General features: G+C 65.3%; 22 protein-coding genes. 7 read left to right on the forward strand and 15 right to left on the reverse strand.

Annotated elements, in window-relative coordinates:
* Positions 1-10 precede the first annotated feature (10 nt).
* From A5782_RS04690 to A5782_RS04705, 4 genes are all read right to left on the reverse strand, one after another.
* Entirely contained in the window at positions 11-676 is a 666-nt protein-coding gene (locus tag A5782_RS04690; RefSeq protein WP_156623798.1) for a DUF4190 domain-containing protein, read from the reverse strand.
* 72 nt (positions 677-748) lie between these two features.
* Positions 749-1,429, reverse strand: coding sequence for a DUF4190 domain-containing protein (locus tag A5782_RS04695; RefSeq protein ID WP_067095834.1), 681 nt, complete (start codon positions 1,427-1,429; stop codon positions 749-751).
* A 370-nt stretch (positions 1,430-1,799) separates the two neighbouring features.
* Positions 1,800-2,579, reverse strand: coding sequence for an Rv3717 family N-acetylmuramoyl-L-alanine amidase (locus tag A5782_RS04700; protein ID WP_197694106.1), 780 nt, complete (start codon positions 2,577-2,579; stop codon positions 1,800-1,802).
* 28 nt (positions 2,580-2,607) lie between these two features.
* Positions 2,608-3,870 (reverse strand): condensation domain-containing protein, encoded by a 1,263-nt coding sequence (locus tag A5782_RS04705; RefSeq protein ID WP_067095837.1) that lies wholly within the window; start codon positions 3,868-3,870, stop codon positions 2,608-2,610.
* A 275-nt stretch (positions 3,871-4,145) separates the two neighbouring features.
* Here A5782_RS04705 and A5782_RS04710 point away from each other — a divergent pair, with 275 nt between their 5' ends.
* Positions 4,146-5,315, forward strand: a complete 1,170-nt coding sequence (locus A5782_RS04710) for an acyl-CoA dehydrogenase (RefSeq protein ID WP_067095840.1) — start codon at positions 4,146-4,148, stop codon at positions 5,313-5,315.
* Here A5782_RS04710 and A5782_RS04715 read toward each other — a convergent pair.
* The 5 genes from A5782_RS04715 to A5782_RS04735 all read right to left on the reverse strand — a co-directional run bounded on the left by A5782_RS04715 (position 5,295) and on the right by A5782_RS04735 (position 9,437).
* A complete protein-coding gene (locus A5782_RS04715; RefSeq protein WP_197694109.1) occupies positions 5,295-5,843 on the reverse strand; it encodes a TetR/AcrR family transcriptional regulator in 549 nt (182 codons plus the stop codon). The two genes, A5782_RS04710 and A5782_RS04715, sit on opposite strands and share 21 nt — an antisense overlap.
* Positions 5,844-5,964: 121 nt before the next feature.
* A complete protein-coding gene (locus A5782_RS04720) occupies positions 5,965-6,510 on the reverse strand; it encodes a carboxymuconolactone decarboxylase family protein (protein WP_067095846.1) in 546 nt (181 codons plus the stop codon).
* A complete protein-coding gene (locus tag A5782_RS04725) occupies positions 6,507-7,058 on the reverse strand; it encodes a carboxymuconolactone decarboxylase family protein (RefSeq protein WP_156623799.1) in 552 nt (183 codons plus the stop codon). The genes A5782_RS04720 and A5782_RS04725 overlap by 4 nt, the downstream gene beginning before the upstream one ends.
* Positions 7,059-7,268: 210 nt before the next feature.
* The gene (locus A5782_RS04730) at positions 7,269-7,940 is read right to left on the reverse strand and encodes a C39 family peptidase (protein ID WP_067095847.1); all 672 of its coding nucleotides are present in this window, start codon (positions 7,938-7,940) and stop codon (positions 7,269-7,271) included.
* A gap of 1,044 nt (positions 7,941-8,984) precedes the next feature.
* Entirely contained in the window at positions 8,985-9,437 is a 453-nt protein-coding gene (locus A5782_RS04735; RefSeq protein ID WP_067095849.1) for a VOC family protein, read from the reverse strand.
* Between the two features lie 164 nt (positions 9,438-9,601).
* On the opposite strand from A5782_RS04735, the gene A5782_RS04740 reads away from it, so the two are divergent.
* The gene (locus tag A5782_RS04740) at positions 9,602-10,870 is read left to right on the forward strand and encodes a cytochrome P450 (RefSeq protein ID WP_067095852.1); all 1,269 of its coding nucleotides are present in this window, start codon (positions 9,602-9,604) and stop codon (positions 10,868-10,870) included.
* Between the two features lie 4 nt (positions 10,871-10,874).
* Here the strand turns inward: A5782_RS04740 and A5782_RS04745 are convergent, their stop codons facing one another.
* The gene (locus tag A5782_RS04745) at positions 10,875-11,477 is read right to left on the reverse strand and encodes a TetR/AcrR family transcriptional regulator (RefSeq protein WP_067095902.1); all 603 of its coding nucleotides are present in this window, start codon (positions 11,475-11,477) and stop codon (positions 10,875-10,877) included.
* Between the two features lie 69 nt (positions 11,478-11,546).
* Between A5782_RS04745 and A5782_RS04750 the strand changes: the two genes are divergently transcribed.
* Both A5782_RS04750 and A5782_RS04755 read left to right on the forward strand, forming a co-directional pair.
* Entirely contained in the window at positions 11,547-11,978 is a 432-nt protein-coding gene (locus A5782_RS04750; protein ID WP_067095855.1) for a DUF1707 domain-containing protein, read from the forward strand.
* A 25-nt stretch (positions 11,979-12,003) separates the two neighbouring features.
* The gene (locus A5782_RS04755; RefSeq protein WP_067095857.1) at positions 12,004-12,792 is read left to right on the forward strand and encodes an SDR family oxidoreductase; all 789 of its coding nucleotides are present in this window, start codon (positions 12,004-12,006) and stop codon (positions 12,790-12,792) included.
* A gap of 216 nt (positions 12,793-13,008) precedes the next feature.
* Here the strand turns inward: A5782_RS04755 and A5782_RS04760 are convergent, their stop codons facing one another.
* The 3 genes from A5782_RS04760 to A5782_RS04770 form a co-directional block, all read right to left on the reverse strand.
* On the reverse strand, positions 13,009-14,481 hold the full coding sequence (locus A5782_RS04760; RefSeq protein ID WP_067095858.1) for a serine/threonine-protein kinase: 1,473 nt from the start codon (positions 14,479-14,481) through the stop codon (positions 13,009-13,011).
* Positions 14,482-14,777: 296 nt separating this feature from the next.
* Positions 14,778-15,140: a hypothetical protein gene (locus A5782_RS04765; protein WP_231986595.1), complete on the reverse strand. Its 363-nt coding sequence runs from the start codon at positions 15,138-15,140 to the stop codon at positions 14,778-14,780.
* 139 nt (positions 15,141-15,279) lie between these two features.
* The gene (locus A5782_RS04770) at positions 15,280-15,684 is read right to left on the reverse strand and encodes a hypothetical protein (RefSeq protein ID WP_067095879.1); all 405 of its coding nucleotides are present in this window, start codon (positions 15,682-15,684) and stop codon (positions 15,280-15,282) included.
* A 90-nt stretch (positions 15,685-15,774) separates the two neighbouring features.
* Here A5782_RS04770 and A5782_RS04775 point away from each other — a divergent pair, with 90 nt between their 5' ends.
* Positions 15,775-17,160, forward strand: coding sequence for an FAD-binding oxidoreductase (locus tag A5782_RS04775; protein ID WP_067095882.1), 1,386 nt, complete (start codon positions 15,775-15,777; stop codon positions 17,158-17,160).
* 112 nt (positions 17,161-17,272) lie between these two features.
* Here the strand turns inward: A5782_RS04775 and A5782_RS04780 are convergent, their stop codons facing one another.
* Positions 17,273-17,938: a TetR/AcrR family transcriptional regulator gene (locus A5782_RS04780; protein WP_067095884.1), complete on the reverse strand. Its 666-nt coding sequence runs from the start codon at positions 17,936-17,938 to the stop codon at positions 17,273-17,275.
* Positions 17,939-18,057: 119 nt separating this feature from the next.
* Here A5782_RS04780 and A5782_RS04785 point away from each other — a divergent pair, with 119 nt between their 5' ends.
* Both A5782_RS04785 and A5782_RS04790 read left to right on the forward strand, forming a co-directional pair.
* On the forward strand, positions 18,058-19,371 hold the full coding sequence (locus A5782_RS04785; RefSeq protein WP_067095887.1) for a cytochrome P450: 1,314 nt from the start codon (positions 18,058-18,060) through the stop codon (positions 19,369-19,371).
* 10 nt (positions 19,372-19,381) lie between these two features.
* Positions 19,382-19,792, forward strand: coding sequence for a nitroreductase family deazaflavin-dependent oxidoreductase (locus A5782_RS04790; protein ID WP_067095889.1), 411 nt, complete (start codon positions 19,382-19,384; stop codon positions 19,790-19,792).
* A 5-nt stretch (positions 19,793-19,797) separates the two neighbouring features.
* Here A5782_RS04790 and A5782_RS04795 read toward each other — a convergent pair.
* Positions 19,798-20,298 (reverse strand): NAD(P)/FAD-dependent oxidoreductase (locus A5782_RS04795; RefSeq protein WP_197694107.1); only part of this gene is annotated, 501 nt, incomplete at its 5' end.

A 20,298-nucleotide genomic window follows, 5' to 3' on the forward strand; every position in this document is an offset into this window, starting at 1 on the left:
GTCGCCGATCTCAATAGGGATTCAGGCATAGGGCAAAGGACCGGTCGGGTGGTGCGGTCACGTAGACCGAGTTGCATTGGTTGCTCGAGCGCACCCGCGCGGCAACGGTGTACACACCGTCTCGGTGCTCGCAGTCGACACCGAACAAGTCCAGCGCGTCATTGCCCGTACTGTTGCGCAGCTGAAGCTCCACGCAGGTGCCGATCGGCACGGTGGCCAGGTCGAGCTTCGGGCCCCGCGGCACCGTGGTCGGCGGTGCGACCGACGTGATGACCCGCGGCGGCATCGGCCTGGGCAGAGCGGAGCTGGACGCGGTCGCCGGCGTCGAACTGCTTGGGCGGGTGCCCCAATACACGCCGCCCAGGATCAGCAGGACACACATCAGGTAGCCGATCACCAGGCCGGCGATCGCGGCCGGGCGCCCCCGTTCACCGCTGCGATTGATTTGCGGCAACGCGAGATGGCCCATCACGATGCCGGCGGGCGGAACGATCACGCCGAAGACCGGCGAGAGCACTGCGAGCGTGTTGTAGTCCGCGCGCGGCGGCTGTGCGCCGAATGGCGCACCCGGGTAGCCGACCGGAGTCGTCGGCGCGCCGCCGTATGACACGGTGGGCGGCGGTCCGCCGAAAGGGTCGCCGGACTGCGGCGCAAAAGGATCTTCGCTGGGATACATCAGTTCACCCCATCGGCCATAGCGGCGAACCGCGGTGTTGTGCGACAAGAGACCTCTCTGTGCGGCCCCATGTCAACCCTTGAAGTCGACGATGCAGGCGTACACGGTCTTGTTGTGGTTCCACAGCGTCGTGGGGGTTTTGCAGGAGTCGTTCGAGAGCAGCTGGGTCACTTGCAGCACACCCTCGCGCACCTCGCATGTGACGGGGTAGATGGTGATGAAGTCCGCCTTCTCCGACGGGTCCGGTTTGTTCTGCTGGACCTCGATGCAGTCACCCACCCGAAGGTCGCTGACAGCGACGCTCGGGCGCTGCGCGGGCGGGGGCGTGATCACGGTTGTGCGCGGCGGGGTCGGCGGCACGTAGGGGCTGGGGGCCGCGGTCTTGGACGCCGTGTTCGAACCGGATCCACTGGTCACCAACCACACCGCCAGCGCGCCGACCGCCAGCACGATGATCAGGTACGAGGCCGTCAGACCGAAGATGGCGCGGTCGCGGCCGCGCTGGTGGCGCTGGCGGATCTGGGACAACGCCACGTGCCCCAGCGCGGCACCGGCCGGCGCGAAGACGAACGCGAAGATGGCCGACAGCGTGGCCAGCGTGTTGGTCTCGGGTTTCGGCGCCGACGGGAAGGCACCGGATCCGGCGGGCGGATGACCGGGCTGGTTCTGTCCGAACGCCGGCCCCTGGCCACCGGCCTGGCCCCCGAAAGGGTCGCCACCGAACGGATCCTGATAACCACCGCTATATGTCATCGGCGCCCCTCGATGCAGGGCCGGAGCTGGTCACCCATCCCCTCATCAATTGCCATCCCATTCCCCGTCAACGCGCCGGTTCGGCGGCGTTCACCGTCACCACATGCCCTGAAACTCGTGACGTCCCACCGCAACAAATCAACATAGTCGGTGCAGGCACGACGCACTCTTTTTCCGCCAGAAGGACCTTTCGGTACTGCTACATATAGTGCTGCGCCACACATAAGCGCAATTTAGGTTGCGGCCCAGCATTCGCCACCCCGCCTGTCCTGGCGTTAACTGTCGAGTCGGGACGCCAGGTTGCAGGCGGCGCAAAGTTAGCTGCTCAGAGCTCAACAAGCGTCGGGCGATTAGCTCGGCCGCGTCCACGTTAGCCAGTGGCGGCCTTGGAGTTCAGAAAGGCGACTATCCCCTGGGTGACCGCGGCAGCATATTTCGCACGACCGTCCGGATTTTCCATTCGCGCGATGTCACCCGCGTTTTTCATGTTGCCGAGTTCGACCAGGACCGCGGGGTACTGGGCCAGGTTCAGCCCGGCGAGGTCGTCGCGGCCGTACAGACCGTCCGAGCCGATGTAGTCAGCCGGCTGTAAACCGGACTGAACCAAGGCATCCCGCATCGCATGCGCCAGTTGCACGGCCGGCCCGGCTTGGACGTCGCCCAGCGGCGGGCTCGAATAGTTGACGTGAAATCCGCTGCCCGATGGCGGCCCACCGTCGGCATGGATGCTCACGATCGCGTCCGGGCGCATGGCGTTGGCCGCCGCCGCGCGCTGGTCGATGCACGGGCCGACGCCGCCGTCGCTGTCCCGCGACAGCTGCGTGCGAACGCCCATCTGGTTCAGCGAATCGTTGATCAGCCGCACCACCGACCAGGTGAACGCGTGCTCGGGATAGCCGTCGTCGGCAACCGCGCCCGACGTCTGACACGGCTTGGTGCCACCACGGCCGTTGGTCACCTGCTGGTTGATCGACGCGTCGTTCACGGCGTTGTGTCCCGGGTCGAGGAAGACCGACATCCCGGCCACCCCGGCCGCTGCGCGCGGAATGGGCAGCAGCGCGCCGGCGGCGAAGATCGCCGGCATCACACCGGCGATCTTCAGGACGTCGCGACGTGCAACGGATCGCAGCCCACCCGGGCGATCACTCACCGCGCGATGGTAGCAACCGGCTCGGACGTCAGGATTCCTCGACGGCGGCCATCAAGGCGTCACCCACACTCTTCAAGAAGGTGTCCGGCACGCTATGGCCACAGGTCACCATTCTCAGCCTGCCCTCGTAGGTGGTGACTCCGGTCAGATATTCGCCATCGGTCTGGCTGAGCACCACCGGTCCCCACACCGCCGTCGGACGCAAAGGGTTTGCGCCATCGAGGTTTTGCACGCCCAGGTTGGTGACCATGATCTCCCACGGGCTTATCCGGCTGAAAAGCTCCTCGGCGTCGCCGGTTTCGGCATCGGGAGTGATGATCTGCTCGAGCGCAAGCGAGGCCGTACGGATTCCTGGCGCCGATCGGGCGACGTCGAGATGTGCGGTCATCGCGCGGGCCTGGCCCCAGAACGGTGTCCCGTCCCACGGCGCGTGCCCCGTCGCGGTCGGCGCGATGCACAGGACGCAGCCCCCCTCGATTCCGAGAATCGGGCGCAGGTTGATCGGGCTGAGGACGCGGATGAACTCTTCGCCGCGGTCCGTGGCACGCACGCGGCACTGCGCAACCACCAGTGCGGCGTGCACCGTGGTCCTCTCGGCGCGGCAACGCGCTACCAACGCCGCGGTGTCCGCGTAGGTCATGGCCATGGTGCGCACGTTGGTCAAGGCGCCATCGAAGGGACGGATGACGCTAGGCGTGGTCATCCGCGGGTCGTCGGACAGCACGCTGGGGTCCGGCGCCTCAGTTTCTTCCAGGAGGTTCGAGACGATGCTCTCTTGAGCTTGTGGCACAGGCAGATTCGCCAAGGCCTCACCGTTGAGCGCGGCCATCACGTCGTTGAGCACAACGGTGGAACCGATTCCGTCGGCAAAGGTGTGGTCGAAGGTGAGCAGCAGCGCGCTACGGGAAGGGCTCTGCAGCAACAATGCACGCATCAGTGGCGCACGCGAACGGTCGAACGGTCGGCTGAGTTCCTCTGCCGCGGCGGCCTGCCAGGCCAGCTCCGGGCCCTGGCGGACGGCCAGCTCGATGGGCGGAACGGTCGCCGCGCGATAGAAGCCCAGACGAATCCCGGGCCAATCCTCTACGTGTACAGACAGCAGGGGATGCCGTCGCTGGACAGCATTCAACGCGGCCCGCAACTGGTCCTCAGCGAGCACTTCATCAAATTCCGCCGTGATGCAGAAATGAGCGGGATTGCGCTCGCTGTATCGGTAGAAAAGCCGCTCCCCTGCTCCAAGGGGACGAACGAGGGTGGTTTCCTGGCCATGATGCGGGTTGTTGACGATCACCGAACCTCCAAACGCCGGTAAAGCACTGCGACACAATGCAGACGGTCTCCCGGGTGACTCGGTTCATCGGGTGGAACGAATTCATCCGGCGTTCAGCTGCCAGAACGTCGCTGCCCGCGCGAGCAGTGTGCTGCCGCCCCCATGACCCCGGCTGCCGACGTTGCGCCGCGTTTTCCACAGATCGCGACATCGAGCGGACTTTTGTGCGTAGGGCGAAATGCCGCGGAGCGCAACTGAATCTCGCCCATACTAAAAAGTATGTTACGGTCGTGATTATGTCCGTGGTTGAAAGCCGCCCGCTGCACGGCGTTACCGACGAATTCGTTGCGCGGCTGGCCGATCGCGCCGAGGAGGCCGAGCGATTGCGGCGCCTGCCCGCGGCGACGATCAGCGATTTCAGGCAGACCGACGTGTTTCGGTTGCTGCTGCCGGCCCGGTTCGGCGGCCTGCAGGCCTCTTTTCCCGAACTGCTGCAACCGATTCGGCGCATGGCGCACGGCTGCGCATCGAGCGCTTGGACGCTGGGTTTCTACGCGCTGCACAACTGGATGCTGTCGTTGTTCGATCCGCGCCTTCAGGACGAAGTCTTTGCGGCGGGGCCGGTGCTGGCGCCGGCTCCCCTGGCCCCCACCGGCCGCGGCGTGCCGGCGGACGGCGGCGTGCGGGTGACCGGCAGGTGGTCGTGGGCGACGGGCGCACTGGATGCCGATTGGATGATCGTCGGCGCACTCATCGAACGTCAGGACCGCATCGATCCGGCACTCGTCGTGGTGCCCGCCGACCAGGTCCAGGTCGTCGACACCTGGCACACGGCCGGCATGCGCGGCACCGGTTCGCACGATCTCGTCATCACCGACGCCTTCGTCCCGGAGCATCGAGTGGTCGCGGTGGCCGACATCTACGGCGGGACGGCACCGGGCGCGCGTGAGCACGGGGTTGCCACGTACCGGTGGCCGATGGTTCCGGCGCTGGCGCTGACGGCGGCGATGCCCGTGCTCGGAACGGCGGAACGGGTGACCGAACTCTTCACCGAACGGCTCAGCGAACGGGTACTGGCCTACAGCGGGGTGGCGCAAAAAGATCAGCCCGCCGCGCAGATCAGGCTGGGTGAGGCCAGGGTACGGCTGAGCTCACTGCGGGCGTTGGTGGCCAAGACCGCCGACGACATCGAGTCGATCGTTGCCGGCGGCGAACGGGTGAGCCGAGCGGTGCGGGCCGACGCGCGACTGGCTGCCGCGCGCACCGTGCACGAAAGCCGGGCGATCATCGCCGATCTCATGGAGGCCGCCGGTGCCAGCGCCCACTTCTTGTCGAGCCCTATGCAGCGCGCCAAGCGCGATGTGGACATCGCCTCGGGGCATGTGGTGTTCGACTACGACACGAGTCGAGAGTTGGCCGGGGCGTTGGCGATTGGCGCGAAGATTTCACCCATCGCCATGATCTGATTGAGCTTGGGTCGTTTCGGACTCGCCCAGCATCACGGCCAGGAATCGTTCTCGTTGCGCCACCGATCGGGCCTGTTCGGCCGAGCTGGTGAGGTGCAGCAAACCGATCCCGGCGGCAAAGGTCAATTCGGCGCGCAGTTTGGCGTCCTCGTAGCTGAAACCGTAGTCGCAGTAGGCCTTTATCACGGTGCGAAGCAGCAGCCGGTCGGCGGCGCGGATGTTCTCGGCGGCCACCGTGTCCAGGCGGGCCCATTCGCGCATCGCCCGCTCGAGCACCCAGTACTTGGGACTGACCAGCGTTTCCGTCAGGGCCGACAGGCGTTCCCGGGGCGGCAGTGCCTCGAGCTGGGTCAGTGCCTGACGGTCGCGTTCCAGGAATTTGTTCCACGACTCGACCAGTGCGGCCCGATACCGTTCGATGTCCTCGAAGTGCCAGTAGAAGCTGCCGCGGGTGACGCCCGCTTGCTGGCAGAGGCGTTCGACCTTGAGTGCGCGCACTCCCTCATGGGCAAGCACGGTGTAGCCCACCTCGAGCCAGTCCTCGGCTGACAGGCGGGTCGACGGCTGCTTGCGCACCACCACAGCATGGACATTACGGGAGGCGTTCCTGGTCCGAGGGAAGATTAGGCAATCTCAGTTTCCGTTTCCCTCACCTCGTTGGCGGAACGGGAAGGCGGGCGGTCTCATCGAGGTCCACGTCGAGCGCGTTGAGCATCAGCGCCAGGCCTGCATATCGGCCGATGACCATCAGCGCTTCGATGGTAGCTTCCGAACCGAGCGCCGTATGGACCTGCTCGAAAAGCGGGGCCGCGACGCGGCGTGTCGTCACCAGCTCCGTCGTCAACTGCAGCACCGCCAGCTCGGAGGGATCGAATTGTCCTGTCTGCCAATCGGACTCGGAGGTGACGGCGTTGATGGTGGCGACGTCGACTCCGACCGTTTGCGCGACGTCTCTGTGTTGGCCGAGTTCGTAGGCGCAGTCCATGAGGTAGGCGGTGCGCAGGACGATCAGTTCGCGAAGCCTTCGCGGCAGCACCGGGCTGCTCAGGGCGGCGTCGCCGGCCACCATCCAGCCGGTGAACACCTTGTCGGCGTTGGCCAGTGCGCGGTAGACGTTGAGATTGCCCCGCCGCGCGGTCAATTCGCGGGCGAGTTCGGTCATGTCTTCGGGCCGGCGATACGGGATCCGGGTCACTTGGCCAGTCCCTGCTCGGGGCTGGAAAAGCTCGGGGTGTCGATCTCGAGGTCGACGGCGTTGAGCACCAGCGCCAGGCCGTAGTAGCAGCTGACGATCATCAACAGTTCGGTGAGCGCCTCGTCGCCGAGCAGGGTCTGGGCTTTTGCGAAAGACTCGTCGCCGAGCCGGCGGGTGGTGCATAACGCGGTGACGGTGTCGATGACGGTGCGTTCGTCGCCGCTGAATCCGGCCGCGTCCAGATCCCCCTTGTCGAGCAGGGCATCGATCTGTTGATCGGTGAGCCCCGCGGTGCGGCCGAAGATCACGTGTTGGGCGAGTTCGTAGGGCGAGTCTTGCAGATGCCCCACCCGCAGGATGATCACTTCGCGCATCCTCGGGGTGAAGGTCGGGCTTTTGAATAGTTCGCCCGTCATCTGCGCCCATCCGTCAAAGATGTTGGGGGCGTTGGCGAGCAGTCGAATGACGTTGAGGGTATCGGGGCGCGCGATGGGTTGCTTGATCCGCTCGGGTTGTATGTCGGTGTTGACCAAGGGCATTCGCGTCATCGCCGGGTCCTTTCTTGTGCACCTAGGGTTCCTCGACTGTAGTGAACACCGCTGTCCGGAGGTATAAGGCGTTTGCGGAAAGTGATAGCTCATGCGCTATCGCTTTCGGGCTCTACCCGCGGACCCGGCTTGATGTCTCGCCGGACCCGCAACCGCAATTCTTCGATTGCGTTTGATTGCAAGTTATTTCGCTTTCGGGTCGCCGACTCATCACTTGGTCACGATAGCCGAGTTGTAGTTAGGGGCCCACGCTTGCTCGAAGACGGCGATAGGAACGTGCTCGTCGCGGCCGGTACTGATGCCGCTGTCGTTGAGATGGACCACGCCGGCCTTGCTGTCAACGCCGGTGACCACCACGAAGTGGTTCCCAGAATTCCGCTTCCCGGGCCGGTTCCAGATTGTTTCGGCATTGAGGATGACGATGACCTTGTGGTTGCCCCCCAGCTTGCGTGCCACGGCGGCGGTATCGGTCTGAATGTTGTCGGCTCTGATCCAGTAGTGCCACAGCAGTATCGGAAGGTCGGCGATATCGGTGGCGCCCGTTGGCTTCCAAATCGGCTTGTGACCCGCTGTGCTCGGCGTGTTTTCAGCCAAAGTGATCATCTGCTGTTCGGTTGGCTCGCGTCCCGTAATCTGGCCGACCACGTCGGCCACCGCCAATTCCCCACAATCGGAAGCGTGTTGTTCGCGCCAGTAGGGCGCGGCGGCGACGGGATCGCCATACATTCCCAACTCATGGTCGGCGTCGGGGACGGGAGCGCCCGGGTTGGCGTGCACCCCGGCGGCCAATATCACCGGTGACACTGCAATCGCGGACAACAAAACGACCCGGCCGAGCGTTCGTGCTGCGCTGGCGACCTTTGCCCGCGAGGTGCTGGTCATGGGTGTCCGCTCCGGGGTCGCCGCGACGGCGTGCAGATGTGACTAAAAGAGGTTCAGGTTGTGGCCCTGGACGGAGATTTAACAGAAGCGTGGCGAAAATACCGCACCGACACGCGGGTAGTTTATTGCCATGAAATCAAGCTGGTAGCCGTAAGGCCCCAGACTGTGTGGCGCACGACGAGCACCCCGACGGCCAGTGCGAACTCAGACGGCTTGCGGCGCATCGGCTTCCGGTACAAGATCGGCGACGCAGCGGGACGTTCATCTCCTGGCTTTCTAGCGAAGCATGTCGAGGGTGGTCCCGTCGATCTGGTGGATGGCCATCGACATGCCTTTGGCCTGTTCGATGGGAGCGCGGGTTTGCAGCGCACGCTGGATGGAGGCGGACGCGTCGCGGGCAGACCGGAAGCGAGAAAAGTCGCCAATCGCGCGGGACGCTGCCGTGGTGAGCGTGGCCGGGCTCGGCGACGGGATAGCGATCCCAGCGTTTGTTCGGCGGCGAACAGGGGCGCGGCAAGGAAGCTGAGAATTCCTTCGTCGCCGGCCGAAGGGGCGAACCTCGGCCGCGTCGCGGCGCCGTCGTCGGAGTCGACAAAGACGATGGTGCGGGTCCGGGAGGTGTCCAGGCACGGTCTCTGACCTGCGTCGTAGGAATGCTAATCAGCTGGGGGATGTTGGTGGCTATCGACGATGGGGCCCGTCTGAGTTCTGGTAATAGCCCTTGCCGCAACTAGCCAGGATGGTGGTCGGGCCCGCTTGCCGCGGCCGACGGAACAACGCAGACCGCGCCGGCTGCAATAGCCACCGCGGCAGCTAGAAACTGAGCCGCATACCCCAGCTCGAAAAGTGATCTTGAGATTCGCGGGTGCCCACCCCGGAACGGAGAGTAACGGGTTGAGGCGCGGCCTGCGTGGGTCGAACATTCAGCCGAGGACACCGCGGGCTGCTATTGCCGGCCTGCAAGCACCCCGAATGACCCCCCAGGGGATCGGCCGCCTCGACCCGGCGACCAACGGATTATGAGTCCTGCGCAAGCGCCACCGACTAAGGCCGCGGCGGCAACGCCGCCAACCACCCATCCGAAAGCAACTCCAACAACTGCCCGTCCGGATCCCGGATCATCGCCATCGCCTCACCCACGGTCCCCTCAACCACCGCTCCCCCAAAGTCCGCAACTCTCTCCAGCACACCCGGAAGGTCAGACACCGAGAACGAGATGTGCGTCAGCCCGATCTGATCCATGACCCGCTCCGAGCCGGCGTGAACCTCACGCTTCGAGTAGTCCATCAGTTCGAGCACCAACCCGTCCCGCACCAGATACGTCGCATGCACCCCGAGCGGCTCAGGCAGCCCCACCAGCTGGGAGGTCGGGCCGTCGGGCGGGTCGAGTTCCCACCAGAACCGAAACCCCAGCAGGCGCTCGTAGAAGCGGCGCGATCGCTCGCGGTCGGTGACGCATAACCCAACGTGATTGAAAACCGTCCGATGGCTCGTCATGACAACCTTTCCGCAGCAAACCGGGCCGAAACGATCACGACCCGGACCGACCGACCTCGAAGGCGCTTCTCCGCCCACCGCAAACGCGTAATAATGCAAAGATAAACCAATAGCTAGTAGCTACCGCCGAATAAGCAGATCACCTTCCGTTGGAGGGCTTTTCGATGTCCACACGTCCGAATGTCAGCGCAGACGCAATCGTTGACTTCGACCACCATTCCGACGCTTTCAACCTCAACGAGCTGGCCGTCAACGCCGACCTGCGGCAGCGATGTCCGGTGGCGTGGAACGAGAATTATGGCGGATTCTGGTTCCTCAGCAGCTACGACGCCGTGAGCCAAACCGCCCGCAACGGCGACACTTTCGCCCACAAATACGAGCCGGACGCCGAAGACGGCGTCGACTATCAAGGCGAGATGGGTGTCCCCCGCCCCGACGGCCAACCGGCCCTGGGCATCGGCGAGGTCGACGGCCCCTACCACCAAGCACTGCGGCACGCGCTGGCACCGTTCTTCTCCCCCGGCGCGGTCGAGAAACTCAAGCCGTTCATGGAGCAATCCGCGCACTGGTTCCTCGACCAACAAATAACAGAAGGACACATGGACCTGGTGCTCGACTACGCGAGCCCGGTCCCGGCCATCCTGACCATGAAGCTGATGGGCCTGCCGTACGACAATTGGCACCTGTACGCCAACCTCTTTCACTCCGTCATGTCCGTCTCGCAGGACAGCGACGAGTACGCCAGCGCGATCGCCAAGGTGCCGGCCATGATGGAAGAGGTTCTCGAGTTCGCGGCCAACCGAAGGGCCGACGCCCGAGAAGATTTGACCAGCTTCCTCATTCAGTTTGAGTTCGACGGCCAGCGCCTCAGCGACGAGCAATTGCTCAACATCCTGTGGAACCTGATCGGCGGCGGCGTCGACACCACCACCTCCCAGACCGCGCTGTCCCTGCTGCACCTGGGCGCCCACCCCGACATCCGACAGCAACTCATCGACCATCCGGAGCTCTACCGCACCGCCACCGACGAATTCCTGCGCTACTTCTCGGTCAACCAAACCCTCAGCCGCACAGTGACTCACGACGTCGTGCTGGCCGGCCAACGCCTGCGCAAGAACGACCGCGTCGTCATCAGCTGGCTGTCGGCCAACCACGACGAAAACGAGTTCGACCGGCCCGACGAAATCATTCTCGACCGCACCCCGAACCGTCACGTCGCGTTCGGGCTGGGGCCGCACCGCTGCATCGGCTCGCACCTGGCCCGGCTGATGTCCGGGGTGATGGTCAAGGCCGTCCTGGACCGCATCCCCGACTATGAAGTCGACGTCGAAAACGTCCAGCAATACCTGGGCAACCCGAGCTTGACCGGGCTGGGCAGGCTCCCCGTCACCTTCGCTTCCGGAGCCAGCCGGGAAACAGAACGGCCATGGTAATCCCTCAAAGCACTTGCGCCACAACGCCCGCGATGAGTTCGTCGGGGGCTTGAACGATCCCGACAGCGCCCAGCTGGCCGCCGATGGCCAGCGATGCGATGCCGTGCACCAGCGACCAGAGCGGCGCGGCCACCTCCCGAGGATCCCGTTCCTTGACGATCCCCGCCTCCTGGCATCTGGTGATCGCGTCGAGCAGGTCGCCGAACGCCTGCTCGCCAGCCATCGCCGTGCTCGGCTGCTCGGCCTTCAGTGACTCCGCGCCGAACATCACCTGATAGTGATCGGGGTGGGCAATGGCCCACCGCACGTAAGTACGGCCCAGCTCAATGACCCGCTCCTTTGGATCCGATGCGCGGTCGGCGGCCGCAGCCAGGTCGGCATGCAACTCGTGGAATCCCTGTTCGGCGACGGCGGCCAGCAACTCGGCCTTATCGGCGAAATGCCGGTACGGCGCCGCGGCACTGACGCCGGCGCGGCGCGCCGCCTCCGTGAGGGTGAACCCTTTCGGCCCCTTCTCGGCCACCAGCGATAACGCGGCGCTGGTCAGCGCCCGCTTGAGATCACCGTGGTGGTAGCTCGCGCGCCGCCGAGTGGTTGATCGCTGCACTGCCATGTTGACGACATTAACATTATCGTCTATGTTAATGCTATTCACATCGGCGACCAAGGAGACGACATGTCGAATCTGCTTGAAACCACAGCCACACTCGCCGGCACCCGCGACCGGGAGAAGACGGCCGATCTACTCGGTCAGGCGCTCGCCCAGGGATACCTGCAGGTGGACGAGTACGACCAACGGCTGCAAGCGGTGTTCCAGACGCACACGGCCCAAGAACTGCACGAACTCCTCACCGACCTGCCGCTCGATCGCATCCGGCGTCACGATCCCCGTCGGCGTGCCGCCCGCATTACCGCGGCTCGTCGTGGAGTGCGCGCTCACCTGGCCGCGTACCTCGCCATGGTCGCCATCGTGCTCACCGTCTGGGCAGCCGTCGCCGTGACGACCGACGCAACCTACTTCTGGCCAATCTGGCCCATCCTCGGCGCGGGGATCGGACTTGTCAGCCACGCCGCGTCGGTACGGCGCGTTAACCAAAACCGTTGGTAAACGGTGTTACTCGCGAGGAGGAGTCATGAAGAACACGGCAGTGGTCACCGGCGCCAGCTCAGGGCTGGGCGCGATCTTCGCCGAACAGCTGGCGCAGCGGGGTTTCTCGCTGGTGTTGGCCGGGCGAGATCAGCATCGGCTCGAGGCGGTCAAACAACGGATCCGGCAGAGCACCAAGGTTGAACTGGTCGTCGGCGACCTTGGCACCAACGACGGTATCGAGGATCTGATCGCCCGCCTGAACGGACGAGTGATCGACGTGCTGGTCAACAACGCCGGCTTCGGCACCTACGGCCCGTTCGCGGAAATCGACGGCATTCGTGAACACGAACTGGTCGCGGTCAACGTCGACGCACCGGTTCGCCTAACCCACGCGGTCCTTCCCGGGATGCTGGCTCGCGGTCGCGGCGGCATCTTGAATGTCGCCTCCACCATCGCTTTTCAGCCCGGAACCTATCAAGCCACCTATGGGGCATCGAAAGCGTTCGTGTTGTCGCTGAGCCAGGCGTTGTGGGCCGAGACCCGCGGCTCCGGTGTCACCGTGACGGCGCTCTGCCCCGGGCCCACAGACACCGGATTCGTCGATGCGCTCGGCTCGGACGTCTCGCACACCGCGGTCTATCGACACCTCGCCGCACCTGGACCCGTCGTGGCCGCCGGGTTGCGCGGTCTCGACCGCGGCCGCGCGGTGGTCGTGCCCGGCTGGCGCTACCGGATCATGGTGACGGGCGGACGATGCGCGCCCGGATGGCTGTCGGCGATTATGAGCGGGCGAATGCTGCGGCCCGCGGAAGCGCCGGCAAAGACAGCGTGACCACCTTGCGCCCGCGGTTCTTCGCCGTTGCGTTACACGCGCGACGTGCTGGTGCCGGACCGATAAGCCAATTTCAAAAGCGCTATCACATCCGCTAGCGCGTTCGGAAATCGTTTCATGGCCGACAAGCCGTTACCCATGTGACCTTTGGGGCTATGTAGCCTCAGACTATCCCGTCGCACACAGGTGAGCCGAAACGCACTGCGCGCGTCCTACTTACGTCGCCGTAGCGTACTGCAGCACGGGTTCCGAGGAATCGACGTGACCGTAGCTAATGATCCGCAGCCGGTTTGGACGTACCTCGTAGACGACGCCGTCGACCGGATTGGTGACGTCGAATCCGTCCTCGACCCGCTCGGCATTCGAGAGCTCGATGTGCGCACCGTCGCGAATCCGCTCGCCGCGGTAGTAATAAGTGCCGCTGAGGTTTTGGCACACCACCGCCAGCGACTTGGCGGTGCGCACCACCGCGGCAGGCGGATTTCCCGGGTCGCAGCGGGCCGTCTCGCCCACGAACCCTAACCCGTCGGCACCCTTCACCGGACGCGATAACGTCGGCGTCAGCGGTGGCGGCGGCGTCGTCGGTCCCGGAGGTGCCGCCTGCAACGTCTGGGGTGGGGGCGAACCGTTGCGATGGCTACCGCCAACCAGATTCACCGACAGCACCAGCCCAGCGATCAACATCAGCGCCGCCACCGCGGTCACCACGACCGGAGTGCGACCAATTGCCGGCCAATGCCACGAAGGTCCGGACGCCGGAGGCGGCACGGGACCGTCGCCGGGCTCCTCGAGTTCTGCAGGTGTGACTATCGGCAGCGGACGCGTCTTCGGGGGACCGCTTCGGCCGGCGGCAACACCCACCGGCTCGTAGGCCGCGAACACCGCGTCACTGGCGGCGCGGGCAAGTTCACCCGCGGAAGCGAATCGGGCCGCGCCCTGTTTGGCCATGCCCCGGGTGATGATGTCGTCGTACTCGCGGCCGACACCGCGGCGCATGATGCTGGGCCGGGGCGCCGGCGCCAACATGTGCGCGCGCTTCAGCTCCCCCGCATCCTCGCTTTCGAACGGCGGCTGACCGGTGAGGCACTCGTAGAGCACACACGCCAACGAGTAGACGTCGGTCTGCGGGCCCACGCGTCCGGTGGTGAAGCGCTCGGGCGCCATGTAGGTCCGCGGGAGCTTCTCGTCGCCCGCGGCCTGGGCAACGCCGAAGTCGGCAAGGTAGGTGAAGTGGTCGTGGGTGAGCAGGATGTTCTCGGGTTTGACGTCGAGGTGCACCAGCCCGCCGGCGTGCGCGGCGTCCAGTGCGCGGGCCACCTGCGCGGTGATCGACGCCGCACGCGACGGTTCCAGCCCGCCCTGCTCACGCAGCAGGTCCTTGAGGCTGCCCCCGTCGTCGACCAGGTGCATATCGATGAAAGGCACCCCGTCGATCTCGCCGAAGTCATGCAGCGGCAGGACATGGGGCTCCTGCAGCAGCGTCACCTTCCGGCACTCGCGCCAAAGACGTTGCTGGAAGCCAGGGTCCGCGGCCATCTCGCCGCGTAACAGCTTGACCGCGACCATCCGGTCCTTGACCTTGTCGTACGCGCGGTAGACCTCGCCCGTTGCCCCGGTGCCGATCAGTGAACGCAGCTCGTACGGCCCGAACCGGGTACCGAGCCGCGAACTGCGGGACGAGGAGGTCAAGTGAGCAATCCTTTCTTAAACGCAGTCCAGCCCGCGGGTTCCCGCATTGGGCATCGACATAACGTGCGCAGCCTCACGCGTGTCGCTACTCCGAGACACTGCTGATGGCCGCTATTGTCTCCCGGCCAGGTCCCGCCCGCATTGCCAGACAGGATCGGCCCGCGCGAACACTGCGCCAGTCCCCTACCCTAGCTGCAGCGGCATGACCCGGTGGCGGCACCTTGACCGTCGCCGCAAACCCTCATTCAGGGGCTGGCAAAGGTCTTAGCGGATTCGGAGCCGCGGCGTGCGTCGTCCTACATCCGGGCTATGCCGTCACGATCCTCGGAGCAGGACAGGCATGGGTCACCGTGCTCACTGCCGTAGTCGGCATAGGGTGCGACCGTTTGCACGACGGTAGCGGCTGTTTTGACGTCGAGTGACGGTTCGGTCGCCGCAGGGGCATCGTATGGGCGTAGCGAGGCGATACTACGGACTAGTGCGCTCGAATGATCTGGGCTGCCAGTGATGTCGATTGCGGCACGGCCATCAACAAAGAGCGTGTACATATCGTGCTCCGGAAATCCGTAGTTGAGTCGCAGCACGCACCAGTGACCGGCTTGTTCTGCGGCGTAAGGGAAGAATTTGTATCCCGTGCGCAACCAGCGCGGTTGCGCCATCTCATCAATCGCAGGGCGCGGTGCTGGAGACGGTCGGTTACCGCCTGACATACGAGGATCCTAAGGCGCGTTGCCTAGCGAAACGAGAATGGCCCGGACCACATAGGGCATAAGACCGAGCACAGGAAACTGGGGAGAACTATTGCCGGCTTTGCAATGACTCGGCTAGTCGTTCGCCTTCGGGTGTCAGTTGGAGCCAGATTGTTAAATCCCACAGCGTAGGTTCGTCGCAGTGGCCGACGAAGAGGTCGCGGACGCGGTCCATGGCGGCGTCGATTGAAAGATCCCAGGGCACTACTCGTTCGTCGGAAGCGCCGAGTATTTCTCCGATCTTCATGAGCCCGTCGTCAAGCAGGGATCGGATCGTGTGCAGCACTACGTCCTGCTGGCCAGCAACGGTGTCAGCGAGTTGTTCGCGTCTCATGACCGAGGTGACGTGCGCCATCGGTACACACATTGCCAACCCGTCGAGTAGTAGCCGTTTGCGCAGGAACTCTTCGGCCCTGATTCCCGACTCGTGATGCCGGCCATCGGATTGCGTCATCGTTTTCCACCATCCCAGTTCATAGCTTCCTTGGCCCGCGCCCCTCGTACAGTGAGTAATTGTCCGGCACGTAAGAAGGTGAGGCCTTCGATGACCGACATGACGGCGCGGTTCGCCAAGATCGTCGGCGAACACAACGTGCTAACGGGCGACGCCATTTCCGATGACTATTCGCACGACGAGGTCTTGACGAAACCGCCGCAGAAGCCGGCGTACCTGGCCAAGCCCGCGACCGCCGACGAGGTTGCGCAGCTGCTCAAGTCCGCGTCGGAAAACCGCGTGCCGGTGACGGCCCGCGGTTCGGGAACCGGCTTGTCGGGCGCGGCGATCCCCCGCGCGGACGGGCTGCTGATCTCGTTCGAGCGCATGAACGCCGTGCTGGAGGTCGACGTCACCAATCAGGTCGCCGTCGTCCAACCCGGGGTGACGCTCACCGAACTCGACGACGCGACCGCCGGCACCGGGCTGCGCTACATGGTGCATCCGGGCGAGCTGTCGTCCAGCGTCGGCGGCAACGTCGGCACCAACGCCGGCGGCATGCGCGCGGTCAAGTACGGGATCGCCCGCCACAACGTGCTCGGGCTGCAGGCGGCGCTGCCCACCGGCGAGCTCATCCGCGCCGGCGGCAAGATCGCCAAGGTCTCTACCGGCTACGACCTGACCCAGCTCATCGTCGGCTCCGAAGGCACCCTGGCCCTGGCCACCGAGGTGACCGTCAAGCTTCATCCGCGCCTGGACCACAGCGCCACCGTTCTGGCGCCGTTCGCCGACTTCGACCAGGTCATGGAGGCGGTACCCAAGATCCTCGCCAGCGGCCTGGCGCCCTACATCCTGGAGTACATCGACAACGTGACCATGGCCGCGCTGGTCCATACCCAGAATCTCGAGCTCGGCATACCCGATGCCATCCGCAACAGCTGCCAAGCGTATCTGGTTGTGGCACTTGAAAACCGGACCGCCGACCGGCTGGACGAGGACGTGGAGAAGACGGGTGAACTGCTCGCCGAGCTGGGGGCGGTGGACGCCTACGTGCTCGAAGGTGTTTCGGCGCGCAAGCTCATCGAGGCGCGCGAGAAGGCGTTCTGGACGCTCAAGGCGCTCAACGCCGACGACCTCATCGACACCGTCGTGCCGCGCGGCGCCATGCCGAAGTTCCTTTCCGGCGCCCGCGGTCTGGCGGCGGCGGCCGGCGCTGCCGCGGCGGGCTGCGGGCACGCGGGTGACGGCAACGTGCACCTGGCGATCTTCTGCCCGAACCCGGCGATCCGGAAGAAGCTATTGACCGACATCTTCGCGCTGGCAATGGAATTGGGCGGCGCGATCTCCGGCGAGCATGGGCTTGGCCGCGCCAAAGCCCCGTACTTCGTCGAGCTCGAGGACCCCGTCAAGGTCGACCTGATGCGCCGCATCAAGGCGAGCTTCGACCCGGCGGGCATCCTCAATCCCGACGTCGCGTTCGCCGCGGGCGACTCGTAATCCGTCGCCTCAGCCCCGCCGCCGCGAGTTGTCGCTCAAAGGCGGGCAAAAGACATACCACCGCACGCAGAGGCGAAAGTGGCGCCTGTGACTCACCGCCCCTGAGGCCCGATTAGCTCGGCCCGGTGACCATCGGCATCAGGTAGTTGCGCACATAGATACGGGTGTCGTCGATGGTGGCCAGGTTGATGCTGGTGTGGGGGGTCACGATGAACGACAGCGTCAGGCGAGTGTGCAGTTCGGAGACAGTGCGCAGGTGAAGCTCTTGTGCCGCAGTGGTTTTCGACGTCCCGTACAGCTCGGTGCGCAGCAGGCCTACGGTGTGCTCGGTGGCGTAGTCGAGGATGGCGCCCGCGTCGATGGTCAGGCTGGGCAGGATCGTCTCGGGCTCGGTCCGCAGCAATTTCTTCAGCAGGGCGTGCTCGCGCATGAACGTCACCGAGAACACCGTGCTGTAGACCATCCGGTCTTCGAACGTCTCGGCGTGCGCGCGGGCCCGGGCGCTGCCCTCGAGGTAGCGGCGCGCTTCGGCCAGCACGACCGCATCGACGAGTGCCGCTTTGGTCGGGAACCGCCGGTAGAGCGTGGCACGCCCGACGCCGCTGCGCCGCGCGACGTCTTCCATGGTGGTGCGGCGCATCCCCACGAGTTCGGCCTGTTCGATGGTGGCGGCCAGGATGCGGGCGGTGATTTCGTCGGGACTGACTACCTGGGCAAGAACGACGGGATCGGGCTCGGTGAGTCGCCGCACGAACTCGGCCGTTCGCGTCGAGGTCATCGTTCCCTCCTTGCCGGTTCGCCGCGGTCGTCGTATCGTAGCGATCGAAGCGTGCGAGACATTGAGAGTCTCATTGTATCGCATGTTGCATCTTCGGTGACCCCTCGGGAGGGATCGTTATGCATGTCGGACTCAGGGCCCGGTGGGCGGCCATGCACGGCGTGCCGCGGGCGTACTTCGCCGTTCAGGCTCGCCGGGGCGACCCGCTGGCGCGGTTGCTGCGGACCGGCGCCCGGGGCGAGGACCGCTATTCGCTGATGGAGGAGATCCGGGCGCGCGGGCCGGTGGTGCGCTCCCCGTTCGTGTGGGCCAGTGTCGACCATGCGGTGTGCCGACAAATTCTGCGCGACAAGCGCTTTGGTGTCACCGCACCATCAGAGATGGAACTACCCCGGCCGCTGAAGGCCCTCATCGCCAAAACCGACCCGGGCGTGGCCAACCCGGTGGAGCCGCCCGCCATGGTGATCGTCAATCCGCCCGACCACACGCGTTATCGGCAGCTGGTGGCGCAGAGCTTCACCCCACGCGCCATCGACGCGCTGCACACCCGGGTCGTCGAGGTGACGATGGAATTGATCGAGCGGATCGCCGCCACGCCGCAGCCCGATCTGATCGCCGACTTCGCCACGCAACTCCCGGTCGCCATCATCGCCGAAATCCTTGGCCTGCCCGCTGATTCCTATCCACGCATGCTGGCCTGGGGCCGCAGCGGCTCTCCACTGCTGGACATCGGCATCGACTGGAAGACCTACCGCAACGCCATCGACGGCCTGCGCGGGGCCGACGATTATCTGCTCGAGCACTTCCACAAGCTGCGCGCCGACCCGCAGAGCGACAATCCGTTCGGCCGCATGGTCGCCGACGGCTCGCTGACCGACCGCGAGCTCACCGCCAACGCCGCGCTGATCGTCGGCGCGGGTTTCGAGACGACGGTGAACCTGATCGGTAACGGCATCGTCCTGCTACTACAGCACCCGGAGCAATTGGCGCTGCTGCACGACAATCCGGACCTGTGGCCCGGCGCCGTCGAGGAGATCCTGCGGCTCGCGAGCCCGGTTCAGATGACGGCACGCACCCCGGGCTGCGACGTCGACATCGCCGGAGCCCACCTCGCGGCCGGCGACATGGTCGGACTGTTCCTCGGCGGCGCCAACCGGGACCCGAAAATCTTCACCGACCCAACGACATTCGACATCACCCGGCCCAACGCGCGCGAGCACCTGGCATTCGCGTCGGGCATCCACGCCTGCCTGGGTGCCGCCCTGGCCCGCATCGAGGGTGCCACCGCGCTGCGCGCACTCTTCGAAAGCTTCCCCGACCTGCGCCTCACCGCTCCCCCGCAACGACGGGGACTGATCAACTTGCACGGATACACCCGGCTGCCGGCCCAACTCGGTGGCCGCAGAACGACTTCCGCCAAACTGCCCGTCTAAAGGAGTTCTCATGTCCGCCAAGGACCACCCCAACAGCGCCCCCGGCCTGCCCATGCTCTTTCCGGCCTGGATCGACCGGTTACAGATGAAGTACATGAACCCCGTCATGCGGCGGGTGGCGCGATTCCTGCCGACATTCGTGGTGGTCAACCATCGCGGACGCAGATCGGGCAAGCCGTATCGCACCGTGGTGAACGCCTATCGCAAGGGCAACGTCGTCGCAATCCTGTTGGGCCACGGCAAGACCGACTGGGTAAAGAACCTGCTGGCCGCGGGTGAGGCCGATCTGCAGCTTCGCAACCGCGACGTGCACATCACCAACCTGCGGGTGCTGCCCACCGGCGCCGACGGCGACGGACTGCCGTTCATCGCGCGTCTGGGACTGCGCCGGATGGGCGTTCTGGTCGCTGAAGTGGCCTGAAACGCTTAGCTACGCAACGGCTCTCGACCCAACGCGGGGGTGACGGAGGCGTCGACGTCGGTTTCTTCATTGTCGGCGAGCCAGCGTTCGGCGTCGATGGCCGCCGCGCAGCCGCTGCCCGCGGCGGTGACGGCTTGGCGGTAGGTGCGATCCACCAGGTCCCCGGCGGCGAACACCCCCTCAATCGAGTTGGCCGTGGTGCGGCCCTGCACCAGCACATACCCCTCGGGATCGGTGTCCAGCACGTCGCGCACCAAATCCGAGCGCGGATCATGCCCGATGGCCACAAACACCCCGCTGACCGCCAACCTCGACACCTCACCGCTGCGGGTGTCACGCAACCGCAAACCCGTCACCGTCGCCTCACCTTCGACCGCCTCGACCGCCTTGTCGGTCACAAAAGTGATCTTCTCGTTGGCCCGCGCACGCTCCAGCATGATCCGCGACGCCCGAAACTCCGCACGCCGATGCACCAGGGTCACACTGCGAGCAAACCGCGTCAAAAA

This window comes from Mycobacterium sp. 852002-40037_SCH5390672, assembly GCF_001665875.1.
In the GTDB taxonomy this organism is placed as follows: domain Bacteria; phylum Actinomycetota; class Actinomycetes; order Mycobacteriales; family Mycobacteriaceae; genus Mycobacterium.